At 70.7% G+C, this 17,477-nt stretch carries 15 protein-coding genes and 2 pseudogenes; 8 read left to right on the top strand and 9 right to left on the bottom strand.

The features are described 5' to 3' along the window. Window positions 1-6 precede the first annotated feature (6 nt). Complete coding sequence (locus ACQEU6_RS30930; protein WP_499336564.1) at window positions 7-495, bottom strand: glycine-rich domain-containing protein; 489 nt, start codon at window positions 493-495, stop codon at window positions 7-9. 976 nt (window positions 496-1,471) lie between these two features. Here ACQEU6_RS30930 and ACQEU6_RS30925 point away from each other — a divergent pair. Next, on the top strand, window positions 1,472-2,317 hold the full coding sequence (locus tag ACQEU6_RS30925) for a helix-turn-helix domain-containing protein (RefSeq protein ID WP_499336563.1): 846 nt from the start codon (window positions 1,472-1,474) through the stop codon (window positions 2,315-2,317). Next, entirely contained in the window at window positions 2,314-2,511 is a 198-nt protein-coding gene (locus ACQEU6_RS30920) for a DUF397 domain-containing protein (protein ID WP_499336562.1), read from the top strand. Before ACQEU6_RS30925 ends, ACQEU6_RS30920 begins: the two co-directional genes overlap by 4 nt. A 681-nt stretch (window positions 2,512-3,192) precedes the next feature. Here the strand turns inward: ACQEU6_RS30920 and ACQEU6_RS30915 are convergent. From ACQEU6_RS30915 to ACQEU6_RS30905, 3 genes are all read right to left on the bottom strand, one after another. Next, entirely contained in the window at window positions 3,193-4,629 is a 1,437-nt protein-coding gene (locus ACQEU6_RS30915; protein WP_499336561.1) for a replication initiator, read from the bottom strand. Continuing rightward, window positions 4,626-4,814 carry a hypothetical protein gene (locus tag ACQEU6_RS30910; RefSeq protein WP_499336560.1) on the bottom strand — a complete coding sequence of 63 codons (189 nt, stop codon included), beginning with the start codon at window positions 4,812-4,814 and terminating at the stop codon, window positions 4,626-4,628. Before ACQEU6_RS30910 ends, ACQEU6_RS30915 begins: the two co-directional genes overlap by 4 nt. 571 nt (window positions 4,815-5,385) lie before the next feature. Next, window positions 5,386-6,894 carry a recombinase family protein gene (locus tag ACQEU6_RS30905; RefSeq protein WP_499336559.1) on the bottom strand — a complete coding sequence of 503 codons (1,509 nt, stop codon included), beginning with the start codon at window positions 6,892-6,894 and terminating at the stop codon, window positions 5,386-5,388. 32 nt (window positions 6,895-6,926) lie between these two features. Here ACQEU6_RS30905 and ACQEU6_RS30900 point away from each other — a divergent pair. After that, a pseudogene (locus ACQEU6_RS30900) lies at window positions 6,927-7,874 on the top strand (AMP-binding protein); the annotation flags it as partial. Window positions 7,875-7,930: 56 nt separating this feature from the next. Further along, window positions 7,931-8,752 carry a helix-turn-helix transcriptional regulator gene (locus ACQEU6_RS30895; RefSeq protein WP_499336558.1) on the top strand — a complete coding sequence of 274 codons (822 nt, stop codon included), beginning with the start codon at window positions 7,931-7,933 and terminating at the stop codon, window positions 8,750-8,752. Here the strand turns inward: ACQEU6_RS30895 and ACQEU6_RS30890 are convergent. Together ACQEU6_RS30890 and ACQEU6_RS30885 are read right to left on the bottom strand one after the other, a co-directional pair. Continuing rightward, the gene (locus ACQEU6_RS30890; RefSeq protein WP_499336557.1) at window positions 8,698-8,925 is read right to left on the bottom strand and encodes a hypothetical protein; all 228 of its coding nucleotides are present in this window, start codon (window positions 8,923-8,925) and stop codon (window positions 8,698-8,700) included. The two genes, ACQEU6_RS30895 and ACQEU6_RS30890, sit on opposite strands and share 55 nt — an antisense overlap. A gap of 50 nt (window positions 8,926-8,975) precedes the next feature. Continuing rightward, the gene (locus ACQEU6_RS30885; protein WP_499336556.1) at window positions 8,976-9,824 is read right to left on the bottom strand and encodes an MFS transporter; all 849 of its coding nucleotides are present in this window, start codon (window positions 9,822-9,824) and stop codon (window positions 8,976-8,978) included. Window positions 9,825-10,325: 501 nt separating this feature from the next. On the opposite strand from ACQEU6_RS30885, the gene ACQEU6_RS30880 reads away from it, so the two are divergent. Beyond that, window positions 10,326-11,168, top strand: a complete 843-nt coding sequence (locus tag ACQEU6_RS30880) for a polysaccharide deacetylase family protein (protein ID WP_499336555.1) — start codon at window positions 10,326-10,328, stop codon at window positions 11,166-11,168. A gap of 71 nt (window positions 11,169-11,239) precedes the next feature. Here the strand turns inward: ACQEU6_RS30880 and ACQEU6_RS30875 are convergent. Together ACQEU6_RS30875 and ACQEU6_RS30870 are read right to left on the bottom strand one after the other, a co-directional pair. Continuing rightward, window positions 11,240-11,725: pseudogene (locus ACQEU6_RS30875) on the bottom strand (PIG-L family deacetylase); the annotation flags it as partial. After that, on the bottom strand, window positions 11,722-13,137 hold the full coding sequence (locus ACQEU6_RS30870; protein ID WP_499336554.1) for a DHA2 family efflux MFS transporter permease subunit: 1,416 nt from the start codon (window positions 13,135-13,137) through the stop codon (window positions 11,722-11,724). The gene ACQEU6_RS30870 and the pseudogene ACQEU6_RS30875, both read right to left, overlap by 4 nt. Window positions 13,138-13,358: 221 nt before the next feature. Here ACQEU6_RS30870 and ACQEU6_RS30865 point away from each other — a divergent pair, with 221 nt between their 5' ends. From ACQEU6_RS30865 to ACQEU6_RS30855, 3 genes are all read left to right on the top strand, one after another. Then, the gene (locus tag ACQEU6_RS30865; protein ID WP_499336553.1) at window positions 13,359-14,657 is read left to right on the top strand and encodes a sensor histidine kinase; all 1,299 of its coding nucleotides are present in this window, start codon (window positions 13,359-13,361) and stop codon (window positions 14,655-14,657) included. Then, window positions 14,621-15,265, top strand: a complete 645-nt coding sequence (locus ACQEU6_RS30860; RefSeq protein WP_179845488.1) for a response regulator — start codon at window positions 14,621-14,623, stop codon at window positions 15,263-15,265. The genes ACQEU6_RS30865 and ACQEU6_RS30860 overlap by 37 nt, the downstream gene beginning before the upstream one ends. A gap of 63 nt (window positions 15,266-15,328) precedes the next feature. Further along, on the top strand, window positions 15,329-16,216 hold the full coding sequence (locus tag ACQEU6_RS30855; protein ID WP_499336552.1) for a hypothetical protein: 888 nt from the start codon (window positions 15,329-15,331) through the stop codon (window positions 16,214-16,216). A 31-nt stretch (window positions 16,217-16,247) separates the two neighbouring features. Here ACQEU6_RS30855 and ACQEU6_RS30850 read toward each other — a convergent pair whose 3' ends face one another. Continuing rightward, window positions 16,248-17,021 carry an enoyl-CoA hydratase/isomerase family protein gene (locus tag ACQEU6_RS30850; RefSeq protein WP_499336551.1) on the bottom strand — a complete coding sequence of 258 codons (774 nt, stop codon included), beginning with the start codon at window positions 17,019-17,021 and terminating at the stop codon, window positions 16,248-16,250. Between the last annotated feature and the right edge of the window lie 456 nt (window positions 17,022-17,477).

Genomic DNA, 17,477 nt, shown 5'->3' with positions numbered 1-17,477 from the left:
GTGTCCCTACGTGTGGGTGAGGCGGCCTTGGCAGATGTCCGAGCAACAGCTTGTGCCCGTCTCCCAGAATCGGTCGTCCACCGGCCATCCGAAGTGGCGCATCGCCCGGACGGTGATGGCGACCGACCGGCCGCTGGTGATGGATGCGTTGGTGACCGGGACGTGGTCGATGAAGCGGTCTCCGGTCAGCTTCTTGCAGAATTCCCGGTAGTCCGCCGTCATGTCCAGGAAGGCATGCATGGCGTCGTCGATCTCCTTCGACGGCGTGAGGTGGGTGAATCCCTCCTCGTCCATCACGATGCCCTCGGGCGGGTTGGCCGGGTCGTACTCGGCGGTCGTCCCCAGGAAGCAGAGCATCTGCTCTACCACCAGCTCGGCGTAGAAGGTAGCGACGTGGACGTAGTCGCTCCGGACGCGCTGGACGAGCCGGTTGAACAGGTCGGGGCCTGCCAGCTCTCGCGGGTTCCGGGTCGGGGTCTGGACGGTGACTGTCATGCGACTTCTCCAACCTTTGGGGGGAGGGACCCCAGGCCAGGGGTTGTCCACCCGGGGCCCCCACTGCTCACGTCTCTGTCGTCTTGGCTCGGATAGACCACCTTCCTTCTTCATCCTGAGGTGCAGGGGTGTGGAACCCCCGGGCGTGCGGGGCCCTGGTGTGACCCGGAGCGCTCCCCCGCTCGACGGGCCTCCCGCCGCACGCCCGGAGGGGTTTAGGGTCGCCTCGTCTGCGGCCCCCAGGACCGCGAGGACGTTGCTGTGCCCTGTCTGGGTGGGCGCATCGCAAGTGGAGGCGGGGAAGGGCGGGGCGGCGGCTGCACGGATCCTCGGGAGGTGGTGGCGCGCCTCTGGTGGCGGCCTCGCCGGTACAGCGGGCGGCAAAGAAGCCAGAAGATTACGCCGCCGCTGAGTACGCCCGACAGATAAAGGCTGATCGACAGCCAAAGGACTTGGTTCAGCATCCCGCTCAAGTCGATGTACATATCAGCTCGATCCGCCCGCCGTATTTCTGTGTGACATTTGCTGGCCGACGTACCCCAGCCAACGGGCGTCTTCTTCCTGTATCGCCTTCCGAAGCTCGGTGAGGGATTCCGCCACAAGCTGGCTCTTCAAGCCAGAACTGACTGCCGAGTACGTCAGAGGGTGCCGCGTGATCACAGCCCAATTCCCGGAGTTGGCGACGTACGGAGCGGCCCACCGTCCCTGAGGCTCTGGCTGACTGGGAAGTGGATCCGTGTGATCAACGTGTGGGACTGCGACAGCGCGGTTTTCCTGTTGGGGCCTGTTCGTACCCATAAGTCAGCTTCCCTCGGCTTCTCCTGCTTCGCCGCACAGCGGTAACCACCTCTGCCCGACTTCTGATCCTCGTCCGGCTCTCTCCCGCTTCGCACCCTCCGCTCTTCACCGGAACTACTGGCTAGGTTGCTATTCGCGCTCTAGCCTGTCCACGGGTGAGACCACTTCCATGGAAGTGATGGAAGTGGAAGAGAAGGGAAGGGAGTCCTCGTTGCCGCGCAAGCCGAGTCCGGACCCGAAGGGGTCGATGTGGAACCTCATCGCCTTCTACCTGCGGTTTCTTCGCACCGAGAGAGGTGAGACGCTCCGACTGATGGCGGACATGATGGGCGTGGCCGAATCCACCACTTCCAGAATCGAGACGGGAGAGCAGAAGCTCACTGAGCGGCAAGCGGACGAGATCGACAAGGCATGGAAGACGGGTGGCCTGCTCGGGCTGATGGTCTACTACGCCCGTCGCGCCTCTGACCCCGACTGGTTCAAGACCTACACAGACCAAGAGCAGACGGCGGCAGTCATACGGATCTTCGGGAACGAGATCGTCCCCGGTCTGCTCCAGACTGAGGCGTATGCAAGGGCGCTGCTGGGGGTGGGGCAGGCTCTGGACGCCCAGAAAGCGGTAGAACATCGCATGGCCAGACAGGGCATACTTACCAGGTCAACCCCGCCGCAGCTCTGGGTGACGGTCTCCGAGAATGTGCTCGACTGGCCGGTTGGAGGTCCGCAGGTCATGAGGGAGCAGCTTGCGCGACTTGTGGAGCTTGCGGACCTGCCCACGGTTTGGCTGCGTATAGTGCGCAGGTCGGCAGGGGCCTACCCCGGGCTGGACGGGCCGTTCATGGTCCTGAGTGGGCCTGACGGAGATTCGGACGCCTTCGTGGAGGCGCCTCGGGCCGGTCGGCTCGTCACCGACGGCGATGAGGTTCGGTGGTTCATGGAGCGATTCGATCGCATCGGATCGAAGGCTGAGTCCGTGGATTCATCTAGAGAACTGCTAAAGCAAGCGATGGAGAGGTACACGTGAGGGAAGCCATCTGGAGAAAGAGCAGCAGGTCTACCGGTGGCACGGAGGCACAGTGCGTCGAGCTTGCCAGCCTTGGCGACAGGATCGGAGTCAGGGATAGCAAGGCTCCTGGCGAAGGTCACCTGATGGTGGGCCCTGATGACCTTCAGCGACTCATCGGCCGTATCAAGCGCGGTGACCTCGACATCGCATGATCCGCGTGTGGTGGCCCCGTTCCGGAACTGTCCGGAGCGGGGCTGTTCCATGTGTAGACCCGTGACGCCCTGAGGGCCGCGGCTTCCCTGTGCGCTGACATGGTTGGGGCCGGTCGATGGCCGTAGGCCACCCCGGAGGGGCGACCGGAGGGAGTCAGCCGGCGCCGTTGCGGCAATTCCGTCTCAAGCGTCGCCCGGCCTGGAAGCCGCTGCCCGGCACCTCATGCGGTGAGCCTTTGCGCGGGGCCTGCCTCAGCTTGGGCGGTGCGGTACGGGCGGGCCGTCCACGGTGGGCGGGGCGGTGGTCGGGGCCGCGCCGCGAACGGCCCCCAAGGCCGCACGCGCAAGGCGCGGCGGCCGTCCACGGTCCCGCCCTGCGGTGGGCGGGCCCAACCCCGCACTCGGCCCCGCGCCCACCCTGGACGAGATCAGCCCTTGAGCATCGGACACGCCGCAGATTGAAGCTGGACGGTTCCGGACTTGCGCGGGGGCGGGGCCTCGTAGCCTTGACCGGCGGACGGGCAGCACCTGCCTGCCCGCAATGGCCCGTCGCGAGGCCCCGCGCGGGGTCCCCGCGCAAGTACGGAACCGGCCTGCGGCACCTGCGCCCGGCCCCGTGTGTGCGGCCCGTAGGGCCGCCTTGACCCTGTAATGAAACTCCTCGACGCCGGGTGATCCGGGCTAGCTCGCCTTCCGCTCCTTGTCACGCTCGGTGATCCCTCGGCGGATGGCTCTCGCCTGCTGGATGCGGTTGCGGGCTTGCTCGGCCCAGAAGTGTTCACCGTGCATGAGGCCGCTTCCGAGGTACTTCCATTGCCCTGTGGTCACCGTGGTTCGGTCCGGGTCGGGCTCGGGTCGGCCTTCGGCCTGGCGGGCTGCCTGGGTGGCGTGGTCAGCTCGGGCCTGGCGTAGCTCGGTGAGGGTGACCGAGTAGCGGCGGGACTTGGAGGAGAAGTGCCCTCCGTAGCCCAGCATGTGGGCCCAGTGGCGCAGCCGTAGGTCGTGGTACTCGGGCAGGTCGGCCAGAGTGAAGCACGTCCAGATCATGCGGCGGGCGTGCACCGGAACCTGCAACGAACTGATCTGGCTGGCGAAGCGGATGGGGCGGTCTACGGTGCCGGAGTCCTCGGCCCCCTTGGTGGCGTACTTGGCGATGTAGCGGGCTACGTGCTTGTCGGCGATGCCGTCCAGCTCTGCCGCCACCTGAATGGCCTGGGTGTCGAGCTGACGCCCCCATCGCAAGCTGAGTGGCGGGCTGGTCCCGTCCGGATGCGGGGCCGGTACCTCGACCTGTCCGGCGGCGGTACGTAGCGTGCGCTCCAGGAGTTCGGTGGTGGCCCATGGGGGCGGGGGCTGGTCGGGGCCGTCCGGTCCGTCCAGGCGCACCACGGCGTGGAAGTGGATCAGGCCGCGCCGCTGGTACTCGATCACGCGGGCGTAGGACACGCGGGCCTGTTCGCGTAGGGCCTTGTGGGTGATGCCTAGTTCGGCCGTGATCAGCCTCGGGACGGTGAGGGTGAAGCGCCGCCACAGCTCGGGGGCGTGGGCGTTCCACAGCACCGACCCGGCGTAGTCGTAGCAGTCGACGCAGATCGGCTGCCCTGCCTGCGGGTCGTCGGCCTGGTGCCGCGCTCGGCACCCCTCCGGACGACCGTGCGCACACACAGGATCATCCCGGCGGGGTCGGCACGGCTGCGGCTTCCCGCCCTTCTCCCGGTGGGCGTGCACAGCACCGAACGACGGGGCGGTGAGGGTGAGGAACACGCGCGGGTGCTCGCTGACCTCCTCGGGCACACCCTTGCCTCCGGTCAGTCCAGAGATGATCAGGTGATAGGTGTCGTCCCGGTACACCTCGGCGCACGCGGCGCACCGAGACGCCCGACGGTTGCCGCACGCGGTGATCAGGAACCCGGTCGGCTCGTCGGCGGTCGAGTACGACTCGATCAACTCGCCGGTCTCACCGTCCAGCGTGATCCGCTCACCGCGTAGGCGTACGGGCTGTTCGCACCCTCCGGCAGCTTTGATCATCTGGTGCCAGCGGTCGAAGTCGGGCATCGCCGCTCGCTGGACGGCGGCGAGCAGCTCGGGCGGTAGGTCGGGCATCTGCGGGGCGCTCATGCCGCTTCCGGCATGGACTGGTCGTCCTGGCCGGTGGCGGCCTGGTCCTGCTCGGCGGGGACGCCCTCGGGGGACAGCTCAATCCCGAAGATCGTCCCGACCTGACGCCATGTGGCGTCTGTCCAGCGCGGGGAGCGCTCGGCTTGGCGCTTGCCCCATGCGATGGCTTCCGGACTGGGTTCCAACCCTGGTCACTCCTTCTCTCGGTGGAAGGAGTGCGCGGCTTGCTCCGCGACCTGGGCACCCGAACGGTGGGCATGCTGACGCAAACCCGATGGTCCGATGCTTGTTGGCGAGTGGCGTATCTGAGAGAAGTTGGTAAGGGCGATCTGTGTGTGAGGCTTGTTCAGCGGAACGCCTTCCGCCTGGCGCCTATCTCCGGTGCCGAGAGCCCACCCCGGCGGGCAACTGCCCGTGCGTACCTGTGTTGTCGTGTTGTACGGCTACCTGTTGGTTATGAGGTCCCCTCGCGGGGTCTCGGTGCCGGTGCCGACCCGGCGTGCCACTCGCCTGCCACGAAGACGCTCACGCGACTCCGTGATCAAGATTGCCACAACAGGGCGACACTCAAACCTCCACAAACCCGGGCCTGTCGAGCCTGCGGCCCGTCCGGGAATGTCCGGGAGTTACCGTGAACGTCCGTGAGTGTCCGGGAGTTACCGTGAGCCCCGGCCACGCGGAGCATAAAAGTGTCGCAGATCACAACACGGCCCCAGACTTCCGAGAGTCTGGGGCCGTGCCGTTCAGCAGCGCTGATCAGTCTTCACGCCACACTGGCTCAAGGAGGTCGGGATTGAACTTCGTCCCACTTCCGGCGGGGTGAACGATGATTGCCACGAAGCACTTCCGTACATAAGCGCGCTTCCGAGAAAGGTCCAACCGGTCATCGTCGGTTTCGGAGTACCACCGCCGCCGGATATCGGTTAGGTCGATTGCCGAACGTTCGACGGCCAATGAGTACCGATCACGCTCGACACGCAACCGCGAGATGTCTTTCTCCAACTCCTCTACCATGTCGAAGTAGAGGCTGTTGGAGATTCTCCTTTGCCGGAACCTTTCGCGCAATTCGCGCATCTGCTCTTCGCGGTCGTCGAGTTCGGCTTGACCCAGCCACGCCCCCTGCGCCCGCTTGAATTCGCCCGCCCGCTCTTCGAGTTTGGCAATTACGGCTTCAGAAATGAAGCTGTCTACCATGTCGCCTCGACGTCCGAGTCGTCCACAGCCCCCCACCCCTGGCGCTGGGCAGACATAACGGTGCCCCGAACTGGTGGTGACTTTTCCGGCACGCAATTTCATCCCGCACATTGTGCCGTCTTCCTTGATGCGCCCACATCGAAGGAAGCCGGTCAGGAGGTAGCGGTGTTCGCGGTGGTCACGGGCGAGCGGCTCCCGTACGGCACCGTCCCGGCTCACGTTGTGGCCCGTGCGCTCCCTGACTATCGCTGAGATCGCCCGCCATTGCTCCGGGGTAATGATCGGCTCCCACTCTCCCGAAACGGGCGTACCATCCGCGTCGGTGACCAACTCACCTTTGATGGCCCTCCACCCACACAAGCGCGGGTTTTCCAATGCCCTTCGCAGGGTGCCAACCTTCCACGCATTGCCGCGCGGCGTCTGAACGCCCTTACTCTGCCATTCTCTGACAATTGAGCTTATGGATTGTCCGGCAATAAATGCTTCGACCGCGTTGCGGATCAATTCAGCTTCTCGGAGGTTCAGCGAGATACGGTCATCGGACCAGCCGAACGGACGGGGGGCACCCGGAGCCGTTCCCCGTTCTGCACGCGTCCGGTGCCATTGCCTTGCCCTCCGGCGCATCTTCTTCACCTCCATGCGGGAGATGACCGCGCCCATAAGCCCCATCGACTCGACGTCTTCACTGTAAAGGTCCTTGAATCCCCGCTTGTCTGCGAAAACGCGTCCTTCGTCGTAGGTGATCGCGTCTACGAAACGCTCGTAGTCACCTGCGCGCCGGACCAAGCGGTCGTCGGCGACGACGATGCAACCCATGACGGGGGTCCCATCCGCCAGTGCTCCCGCCCGGAGCACCTTCAACATGGCTTCGAAGTTGTGGCGGACGACGGACTCTTTCGCGGCCGACTTGTCGTTGTCGGCAAAGCGGGCCACGATCTTGCACCCAAGCCGCGCGGCGGTCTGGTCGTTGACGCTCTGCTGATCCCTGACGGTGTGCTCGTCCTTCGCCTTGTCGAAGCTGGCGCGGCTGTAGTCCACGACGGGGATGAGATTACGCTCGGTAGTCGTCATGGGGACGCCTCCTGAAGTGACCTAGGAACACCTTCTACCACTGCTTCGGCATGGTCATGGGGAACCTCGCGGCGACCAGCCACGGCGCGTGCATCGTGATCCCGGCGCCCGCGTTCGACCCGAAGGCCACCCTGGAGGCGGTCGCGGCCGAGCGCTGCACGTCGCTGTACGGGGTGCCGACGATGTTCATCGCCGTGCTCAACGAGCCGTCGCTCACCGGGCTCGACCTGTCCAGCCTGCGCACCGGGATCATGGCGGGGTCGCCCTGCCCCGTCGAGGTGATGCGGCAGGTCATCGAGCGCCTCGGGATGAGCGAGGTCGCGATCTGCTACGGCATGACCGAGACGTCGCCGGTGTCCACGCAGACCCGCGCGGGCGACTCGCTGGAGCGCCGCGTGTCCACGGTCGGGACCGTCCTGCCGCACCTGGAGGTCAAGGTCGTCGACCCGGAGACGGGCGTGACCGTCCCGCGCGGCGTGCCCGGCGAGTTCTGCACCCGCGGCTACTCGGTGATGCTCGGCTACTGGGACGAGCCGGACAAGACGGCCGAGGCCGTCGACGCGGCCCGCTGGATGCACACCGGCGACCTCGCGGTGATGGACGGGGAGGGCTACGTCAGCATCACCGGCCGGATCAAGGACATGGTGATCCGGGGTGGGGAGAACATCTACCCGCGCGAGATCGAGGAGTTCCTCTACACCCATCCCGACATCGTCGACGCGCAGGTCATCGGCGTCCCGGACGAGAAGTACGGCGAGGAGCTGATGGCCTGGGTGCGGCTGCGCGAAGGCGTGCCCGGCCTGACCGCCGGGGAGCTGCGCGCGTTCTGCGAGGGCAGGCTCGCCCACTACAAGATCCCCCGCTACGTGCACGTGGTGGAGGAGTTCCCGATGACGGTCACGGGCAAGATCCGCAAGGTGCAGATGCGCGCCGAGGCCGTGGACATCCTCGGCCTGGAGGACGCCGCACGGCGCGCCTAGAGGTTCGCGGGTCCCGCCACTTTCGGTGCGGGGCTCGCTCAGGGCATTCTCGGAGCATGGGCGATGACGCGGGAGCCGTCCGGTCGGCGGTGCTGACGCTGCAGCGCACGACCGGCCTGCCCATGGTGTTCGGGGGCGCGCTCGGCGGCCGCGACCGGCTGGTGATCACCGAGCTGGTCGGCAACACGACCGACTCGCTGACCGGCCTCGTGGTGCGCCAGGGCAACGGGCTCGGCGGCAAGGCGATGGCCATGGGGCGCCCGGTGTGGGTCAGCAACTACCCGTGCTCGGCGTCGATCAGCCACGACTACGACAAGCCCGTCGGGCGCGAGGGGCTGCTGTCGATCGTCGCGGTACCGATCGTCGTGCGGCGGCGCGTTCGCGGCGTCCTGTACGGCGCGCTGCGGGAGCCGCTCTCGCTCGCCGACCGCGTCGTGGGCGCGGCCGTGCAGGCGGCCCGCGACCTCGAACAGGACCTCGCCGTCCAGGACCGCGCGGACGAGGCGCTGGCGCGGACGCCGCCCGGCACGTCGGCGGCGCGGTGGGAGGAGGTCCGGGCCGTGCACGCCGAGCTGCGCGCCCTCGCCGAGCAGGTCCGCGACCTGCCGACCCGCGACCGGCTGCGGGAGGCGTCGCTGCGCCTCGCGGCCGCCGGGCTGGACAAGCCGGCCGGACCGCCGGTCCGCGTCCTGTCGCCCCGCGAGCTGGACGTCCTGTCGTACGTCGCGATCGGCTGTACGAACGCCGAGACCGCCGAGCGGCTCGGGCTGCTGCCGGAGACGGTGAAGAGCTACCTGCGGTCGGCGATGCGCAAGCTCGACAGTCACACCCGGTTGGAGGCCGTGACCGCCGCCCGCCGCGCGGGGCTGCTTCCCTGATCCTCGCGCCGGGCCGCCCGGTGCCCCGCGCACGAGGCGGCGGCCGCGGCGAGCGCCGCCGCGCCGAAGGCGTACATCACGGCGGTGAACGCCGGGCCGTGGCCGCCGGGGAAGCCGAGGTACAGGGTCCCGAAGACGGCGACGCCCGCGACGCCCGCGAGCTGGAAGTTCATGTTGACCAGCCCGCTGAGGTCCGCCGCGTGCCGGTCCGGGACGTGCGCCGTCAGCCGGCCGAGCTGCGGCGCGAACCCGAACCCGAGGCCGAGCCCGCCGAAGCCGAGCAGGGCGGCGAGGGCCGCCCCGTCCGCGCGGTCAGCCCCACCGCGGCGTACACCGACGCGAGCAGCAGGTACCCGGCGACGGGCGCGCGGTCGGCCATGCGGGCGGGCAGGCGCGGCACGAGCGGCCCGGCGATCCCGAACGCGGCGACCCAGGGCAGGAGCACCAGGCCGGAGAACAGCGCGCTGCGGCCCAGCCCGTCCTGCAGGTAGAGGGCGAGGACGAACATCATCGCGTAGAAGGTGCCGGTGGCCGCGCCGAGTGCGCCGAGCGTCCACGCCACGACCGGGCGCCCGAGCACGCCCAGGTCGAGCAGCGGGGACGCGGCGCGCCGCTGGCGCCTGACGAACAGGGCGGCCACGGGCACGCAGGCCGCGAGCGACGCCCACGTCCACAGCGGCCAGCCCGCCTCGCGCCCGAACAGCAGCGGGACGACGGCCAGCAGCGCCGCCGCCGACAGCAGGGCCGCACCGCCGAGGTCGAGGCGGGCGCCGGTGGAGGGGGCCAGCCCGCACGCGAGCGAGGCCGCCGTGAACGCGCCGAGCCCGAGCAGGAACATCCGCCGGTGGCCGCGCGCCTGCCCGAGCCGCGCACCGGTCACCAGCAGGACGGCGTAGGCGAGCGTGTAACCGGAGACGACGAGTTCGAGCGCGCCGCCGGACGGCCGCAGATCCTCTCTGACGGACGGACCCGCGACGTTCACGACCGCGGTGTCGACATTGACCATGAACTGCCCGGCGAGCAGCACCGCGAGCATGAGGGCGGGCCGCCGGGGGCCGGTGGTGGAGGGCATGGTGGGACAACCCCGGCCGCCGCCACCGGGATGCGGTGGGGCGGGCCTGCGGGGCCTTCCCGGAACCGGTGAACACCGCGGGGCCGCGCGGTCTTCCTCGGATCGGGCCCGGCGACGGGGTCAGCGGCGTGGGCGTCGTCCAGAACAGATCGGCCCCCGCGGCGCACTGCCTGGTAACGGTCACCGCACGCCGGCTGCGCCGGGCCGCGCTCGCTCGGCCGTCCCGCCTCGTTCCCGGGCAGGGACGTCCGACCCCCGATTCGCACTGATGACGTTAACACCTCCGCCGTCACGTTCGTCGCCGTCCGCGCCTCACCCGCGCACAGGTCACGGCCCTCTTTCCGGGCCGGCCGCCGCGGGAAGGACGGCGACCGCCGGCGCCGCCCGCAGTGGCCCGACCTGCGACGCAGCGCTCCCGCCCGAAATCGGACCACTCGGGTGAGCCGATTGTGATCCCATAGCGGCCTCCTACCCGCCCAAAACCCCGATAGCGTGGGACTTGTGGAGGTTGAGGACTCAGGTTGGACATCCCGCCGCAAAGCACTCTGGCTGATGGGGGCCGCCGCCGGTCTCACCGCGCTCGGCGCGGACGGCGCGCGTCCGCCGCACGGGCCGGGGGCGCCCGGGTGGGCCGCGCCGACCCCCCGCGCGCGGCCGGTCATCCATCCGACCCCGACGCCGACACCGACCCCGACGCCGACCCCCCGGCCCGCGCCGTGGACTCCGGCGAAGCTCACCGCGCTGGAGACCCCCGTCCGCGAGCTGACGCAGCTGTCTCCCCCGCCGCCCGCCGAGTCGATCGCCCTCACCATCGACGACGGTCCGAGCCCCCTGTGGACGCCGCGCGTGCTCGACCTGCTGGCCGAGCACCAGATCCACGCGACGTTCTTCGTCATCGGCGAGCAGGTGAAGGAGTTCCCCAAGCTCACCCGCCGCATCGCCGACGCGGGCCACCAGATCTGCAACCACACCGAGACGCACCCGATCAGCATCGCGCGGCTGTCGAGGAAGCGGGTCCGCAAGGAGATCGTGGAGGCGCACGACCGGATCGCCGACGTGACCGGCGTCGTCCCGCAGTTCTTCCGCTCCCCCGGCGGCGCGTGGTCCAAGACGGTCCTGGACCTGGTGGCCGAGCACGAGATGCTGCCGATCGACTGGGCGGTCGACCCGCGCGACTGGGCCCGTCCGGGCGTCGGCCACATCCGCCGCACGCTCTTGAAGGGCAAGGCCGGCAACATCATGCTGTGCCACGACGGTGGCGGCGACCGCTCCCAGACCCTCAGGGCCCTCGACACCGTCATCCCGAAGATGAAGAAGCGCGGCCTGACGTTCGTCGCGCTCTGAGCGTCAGCGCAGGCCCGCGAAGAGGTCGCTCTCGGGCAGTTCCGTCTTCACGCGGGAACGGGCGAGGTGGTAGTCCCCGGGTGGCGGGACGGGTCGGCGGACGCGTCGAACGCCTCCGCCGTCACCTCGTGCGTCCTGATGTGGTCCGGATGCGGATGGCCGCCCGTCTCGTCGTAGGTGACGACCACGTGGGGACGGAACTCGCGGATCAGCGCCACGAGGGGGCGGGCGGCCTCGGCGAGGGGCGTGCGCGCGAAGCAGCCGTCGGGCAGCGGCTCGCCCGCGCCGGGCAGGCCCGAGTCGACGAAGCCGAGGAACCGCTGCCGGACGCCGAGGATCGTGCGCGCCGCCTCCGTCTCCGCCCGCCGGATCGCCGGCAGGTCCGCCCGGATCCCTGGCCGGTCCATCGCGGGGTTGAGCACGTCGCCGCGCTCTCCGCCCGTGCAGGTCGCGACCAGGACGTCCGCGCCCTCGGCCGCGTACTTCGCGAGCGTGGCGGCGCCCTTGCTCGACTCGTCGTCCGGGTGTGCGTGAACGCTGAGCAGCCGGAGCCTCATCGGTTCTCCTTCCGGGACGGGTAGAGCAGGGCGGGAACGAGGGTGAGGGCGGACAGGCCGACCGCCCACCAGAAGGTGCGGCCGTAGGCGGCCGCGGGGGCGTGGCCGTCCAGGGAGCGCTGCAGGACGACGGCGAGGATCGCGGTGCCCAGGGAGCCGCCGACCCGGTTGAGGGTGTTGACCGCCCCGGCGGCGCGCGCGACCTCGTGGCGCTCGACGCTCGCGTAGATCGTCGCCATCCCGGGCGCCATCACCACCCCGAGCCCCGCGCCCCGGACGACCAGCGACGCCACAAGGAGCCAGCCCGCCGGCGACGAGCCCAGCTGGGTGAAGGCGACCGTGCCGGCGAGCGTCAGCAGGATGCCGGTGAGGATCAGCGGGCGCGGCGCCACGCGGTCGGCCAGGCGGCTCGCGAAGAACGTGGCGGCGGCCGTTCCGAGGGCCTGCGGGGCGAGAAGGAGGCCCGCCTCCAGCGCGGTCGCGTGCTCGACCTGCTGGTAGTAGAGCGGCAGCAGGAGCATCGAGCCGTAGAGCGCGGCGCCCTGAAGGAACGAGTTGGCCGTGGCGACCGCGAAGCCGCGCCGGGCGAAGAGGCGCAGGTCGATCAGGGCCGCCGCGCGGCGGCGCAGGGCGTGCGCGCCGTAGCCGAGCACGAGCGCCGCCCCGGCCAGCAGCGGCATCGCGACGCGGAGGGCGCCGAAGCCCTCGCCGCCGGCCGCGGAGAAGCCGTAGACGAGCGCGGCCAGGCCGGGTGACAGGAGCGCGAGGCCGAGGACGTCCAGCCGGTCGCCGCCCGTCCCGCGCCGGGTGTCGGACGGGACGTGGCGGGCCGCCAGCAGCAGGGTCAGCAGGCCGAGCGGGACGTTCACCAGGAACATCCACCGCCAGTCGAACCGGTCGACGACCAGCCCGCCGAGGACCGGGCCGAGGACCGGCGCGAACGTCAGCGGCAGGAGGGTGATCCCGAAGACGCGGCCGAGGCGCGCGGGCCCGGCGGTCCGGACGACGATCGACTGCCCGACCGGCTGGATCAGGCCGCCGCCGACGCCCTGGAGGACGCGGAACAGGATGAGGCTCGCGGCCGACCACGCGAGTCCGCAGAGGGCGGACCCGGCGGCGAACAGGGCGACGGAGGCCATCCACGTCCTGCGGGCGCCGAACCGGTCGCTCGCCCAGCCCGCCAGCGGCATCACCATCGAGATCGCGAGGAGGTACCCGGCCGAGACCCACTGCAACGTCGCGGGCGTGCTGTGGAACTCGCCGGCGACGGCGTCCAGGCCGACGGTCACGATCGTCGTGTCGAGCAGGGCGAGGACCGGGCCGAGGACCAGCACGAACGACGTCTTCAGCAGGGCCGGGTCCATCTTCTCGGCCGGTCGCCGCGCCGCGGGGGCGCGGGCGGGTGCGGTCATGGGAGCCTCCAATTAAATGGAACGAGCCTAAAATTAGACTGATTACGCCTACAAGGTCAAGACTATTTTTATGTCCGATCCAATTTTTTGGGCCCGCGTCCGGGTGTACTCAGGTACACCCCACGCTCGGGTTGCGGGCACACTGTGCTGCGGGGCCGCCGCCAGAAGACTGGACACCAGACGGCAAGCGACCCGCGGAGGATCCGGTGAACGGTGGACTGGTGGAAGAGACACGGCTGCAACGGCATGTGCGGGCGCCCTGGCGCGGGCTGGCCCTCTGGCTTCTGGCCATCCCCGCGACCTTCGTCGGCCTGTGGTTCATCGCGGTCGTGTCGATGATCACGAGCTTCGTCGGGGTGCTGCTGTTCCCGTCCTCGACGATGCTGCTGCGCGAGCGGCTCGACGCCTACCGGGTCCGCATCAACCGGTGGACCGACGTCCAGATCGCACGGCCCTACCTTCCCGAACCGGAGCGGGAGCCCGGCCTGAACGGCGTGTTCAAGCGCTTCGTCGCGCTGATCAGCGACCCCGCCACCTGGCGGGACTACCTGTGGGTCGTCACCGACCCGGTCGTCTCGGTGTTCACCGCGGCGCTGCCCGCCCTGCTGATCCTCTACGGGGTGTGGGGGTACGTGCTCGCCGCCTTCGCCGGCGACATGATCGGGCACTACGGCGGCAGCGACTGGTACGCCTACATCCACGTCACCGAGGGGTTCGGCCGCGACACCGGACGGGTCCTCTCCACGGTGGCCGCCGCCAGCGCGTTCATCGCCCTCGGCTACGCCATCGGCCCGAAGATGCTGACCGCCTACGGGCACTGGGGCCGCGCCATCCTCGGCCCGACGCGCAAGTCGGAGCTGGCGCTGCGCGTCCAGCACCTCACCGAGAGCCGCTCGGAGGCCGTGGACGCCTCCGCCGCCGAGCTGCGCCGCATCGAGCGCGACCTGCACGACGGCGCGCAGGCCCGGCTGGTGGCGATGGGGATGAGCCTCGGCGCGATCGAGCACCTGCTCGACAAGGACCCGGAGAAGGCCCGCATCCTGCTCGCCGAGACCCGCGCTTCGTCGGCCAAGGCGCTGCACGAGCTGCGCGACCTCGTCCGCGGCATCCACCCGCCCGTGCTCGCCGACCGCGGCGTCGCCGACGCGGTCCGGGCCCTCGCGCTCGACCACCCGCTGGACGTCGAGGTGTCCGCCGACCTGCCGGCGCGGCCCGAGCCGCCGGTCGAGTCCGCCGCCTACTTCGCGGTGTCGGAGATCCTCACCAACGCGGCCAAGCACTCCGGGGCGTCCCGCGTCTGGGTCGACATGCGGCACGAGAACGGCATGCTGCGGATCAGCGTCACCGACGACGGCCGCGGCGGCGCGACCCTGGAGGGCGGCTCCGGGCTGCGCGGGATCGAGCGCCGGATCGGTACATTCGACGGCGTCCTCGCCCTCAGCTCGCCCGCGGGCGGCCCGACGATCGTGACCATGGAGCTGCCGTGCGCGTTGTCCTCGCCGAAGATCTCGCCCTCCTGAGGGAAGGGCTCGTCAGCCTCCTGGAGTCGCACGACTTCGAGATCGCGGCGGCCGTCGACAACGGCCCGTCCCTGCTGAAGGCACTGCTCGACCACCGCCCGGACGTGGCGGTGGTCGACGTGCGCCTGCCCCCGTCCTTCACCGACGAGGGCCTCCAGGCGGCGCTGGAGGCCCGGCGCCAGGTGCCGGGCCTGCCCGTCCTCGTGCTGTCCCAGTACGTCGAGCAGCTCTACGCCCGCGAGCTGCTCGCCGACGGCACCGGCGCGATCGGCTACCTGCTCAAGGACCGCGTGTTCGACGCGGCCCAGTTCGTGGACGCGGTCCGCCGGGTCGCCGCGGGCGGCACCGCGATGGACCCCGAGGTCATCTCCCGGCTCGTGGCCCGGGGCACCCGCGACACCCCGCTCGGCCGCCTCACCCCGCGCGAGACCGAGGTCCTGGAGCTGATGGCGCAGGGACGCTCCAACGCGGCGATCGCGGAGCGGCTCGTCGTCACCGAGCGCGCGGTGACCAAGCACACCGCGAACATCTTCGCCAAGCTCGACCTGCCCGTCACCGGCGACGACAACCGCCGCGTCCTCGCCGTCCTGGCCTACCTCAACCGCTGAGCCGTTCCGCCGGCGGGCGCGGCGGGCGTAGTCTGCCCCGCGAGCAGGCCCGGGGAGGGCGCGATGACGATGGTTCTGGTTCTGCTGTGCCTGGCGATCGCCGGGCGGGAGCTGTACCTGGCGTTCGAGCGCGGCCGGACGCCGGGCGCGCCCGAGATCGCCGACATCCGCACGCAGCTGCGCGCCCTCAAGGGGACCCGGGACGAGCTGGAGGAGTTCCGCGCCTCCCAGCGCGAGCGCCTCGACCGGCTCGCCGCCGACCAGGAGGGCGACCGCGCCGCGTTCGCCGAGGCCGACGCCCGGATCCGGTCGCTCGTCACGCAGATCAACGACCGGCTCGTCCCGGACGTGAGCGAGCGGCTGAGGGAGCGGCGGGAGGCCGCCGAGGAGCAGGGCGAGGCCCTGCGGCGGCTGGCCGCCGAGACGGCCGCGCTCCGCGGGCAGCTCGCCCGGCGCCTCGACCAGGCCGCCGCCGCGTCCCTCGGCGCCGAACCCACCGACCTGGTCACCGGGGCGCTCACCGTCGCGCCGGCCGAGGCGCGCCCGGCGCTGACCGGCCCGTTCGAGCGGTTCGCCGAGCACCACGGGCTGCGCGTCGAGCTGACCGACGGGGACCGCCACTACCTGTCCGGACGCGGCCCGCGCGGCCTGGAGGGCGACTTCCTCGACCTCGTGGCCGCGCTGCGCGAGCACTGCGTGGAGTCCACCGGCCCGGCGCGGGCCCTGCTGGGCGCGCTGCGCGACGTCGACCGGGGCGGCGCGCGGATCGGCCCGCTCCTCATGGTGCGGACGCCGGAGTCGCTGGTGTGCGGGGTGCTGCCGCTCGCCGAGCTGCGCCGTCCGGGCGACGAAGAGCCGCTCGGCGACCCGGACGCCGCCGCCCGGCGCCTCCACCGGCTCCCCGAAGGCCGGTTCTGCGACGTGTCCGCCTGGCCCGCGCTCAACGCCTGACCGCCGCGGGACCGCCGTCAGCGCCGGGCTCTCACCGCAGGGGCGACTTCCAGGGGAACTCGGGCGCCCGGCGTTCGAGGAACGCGGCGATGCCCTCCTCGACCTCCCCGCTGGCCGCGACCTCGGCGAGCCACCGCCGCGCCCTCTCCTCGACCGGGCCCGCGGCGACGATCGCGTCCACGATGTCCTTGGACGCCTGCTGGGTGAGCAGGGAGCGGGACGCGAGGGTCTCGGTGAACGCGGCGACGCGGTCGTGCAGGCCGCCCTCGGGGACGACCTCGTCCAGCAGCCCGACGCGCAGCGCGTGCGCGGCGTCGACCAGGTCGGCGGAGTACAGCAGGTACTTCGCCGCCGACGGCCCCACCAGCCGGACGAGCCGCGCCGTCGCGGCGGCCGGGTAGACGATGCCGAGCCTGGCCGGCGTGATCCCGAAACGCGCGCCCTCCGCCGCGAACCGCAGGTCGCAGGCGGCCGCGAGCTGGCAGCCGCCGCCCACGCAGTACCCCTCGATCGCGGCGAGCGTCGGCTTGCCGAACGCCGCGAGCGCCCGCTCGGCGACCGTCGACAGGTGCGAGTCGTCGTCGCGGTGGATGTCGTCCAGCTCGGCGATGTCGGCGCCCGCGCAGAAGTTCCCGCCCGCCCCCGTCAGCACCACGACGCGGACGGCCGGGTCGGCGGCGAACCCGTCCAGGATGCCGGGCAGCGCCCGCCACATGTCCGCCGACATGGCGTTCCGCTTGGCCGGACGGTCGATGGTGACCGTCCCGACGCCCCCGGCCACCTCGGACCGCAGCCCCTCGCCCATCGTCCTCCCTCGCGCCGCGCAGCGCCGCTCATCGTATTCGGCGGCCGCCCGGCGCCCGGCCGCGGGAGGGGCCGCTGGAACCCGGAGGCCGGTCCGTTAGTCATAACCATCATCAGCACGAGCACCGGGACCGCGGGGCGGGGGACGCCGCGGCGCCGGACGGACGCAGGGGGACAGCCGCGTGGAAGCCGTCACCGAAACGGGGGAATGCGAAAGCGACCTCGATTGCTGTACTGTCGAAGCAACGTCCTTGGACTCTCACGACTCACGTCGAGGACGTCTCTTCCCCGCCCGGGCCATCTGAGCGCCCGGTGACTTTCCGGTCCGGCGCGCACACGGCGTGCGGGGCCATCGCACAAGGGAGCCGACGTCAGCCCGGTGGACCGAGCTGCATCCTTCGCATTCCTCTCGCGTACGCGCCGCGGGTTCCGCCGCCGTACGCGGACTTCGACTCCG

Source organism: Spirillospora sp. CA-108201 (assembly GCF_050936235.1).
Classification (GTDB): Bacteria; Actinomycetota; Actinomycetes; order Streptosporangiales; family Streptosporangiaceae; genus Spirillospora.
This window is presented reverse-complemented; position numbering and strand designations above follow the sequence as displayed.

Excerpts from the sequence above, each read along its gene's own strand:
- ACQEU6_RS30925 (WP_499336563.1), top strand. The coding sequence starts at position 1,472 with ATGGAAGTGGAAGAGAAGGGAAGGGAGTCCTCGTTGCCGCGCAAGCCG.
- ACQEU6_RS30905 (WP_499336559.1), bottom strand. The coding sequence starts at position 6,894 with ATGACGACTACCGAGCGTAATCTCATCCCCGTCGTGGACTACAGCCGC.
- ACQEU6_RS30895 (WP_499336558.1), top strand. The coding sequence starts at position 7,931 with ATGGGCGATGACGCGGGAGCCGTCCGGTCGGCGGTGCTGACGCTGCAG.
- ACQEU6_RS30930 (WP_499336564.1), bottom strand. The coding sequence starts at position 495 with ATGACAGTCACCGTCCAGACCCCGACCCGGAACCCGCGAGAGCTGGCA.
- ACQEU6_RS30870 (WP_499336554.1), bottom strand. The coding sequence starts at position 13,137 with ATGACCGCACCCGCCCGCGCCCCCGCGGCGCGGCGACCGGCCGAGAAG.
- ACQEU6_RS30850 (WP_499336551.1), bottom strand. The coding sequence starts at position 17,021 with ATGGGCGAGGGGCTGCGGTCCGAGGTGGCCGGGGGCGTCGGGACGGTC.
- ACQEU6_RS30885 (WP_499336556.1), bottom strand. The coding sequence starts at position 9,824 with ATGCCCTCCACCACCGGCCCCCGGCGGCCCGCCCTCATGCTCGCGGTG.
- ACQEU6_RS30890 (WP_499336557.1), bottom strand. The coding sequence starts at position 8,925 with ATGAACTTCCAGCTCGCGGGCGTCGCGGGCGTCGCCGTCTTCGGGACC.
- ACQEU6_RS30855 (WP_499336552.1), top strand. The coding sequence starts at position 15,329 with ATGACGATGGTTCTGGTTCTGCTGTGCCTGGCGATCGCCGGGCGGGAG.
- ACQEU6_RS30915 (WP_499336561.1), bottom strand. The coding sequence starts at position 4,629 with ATGAGCGCCCCGCAGATGCCCGACCTACCGCCCGAGCTGCTCGCCGCC.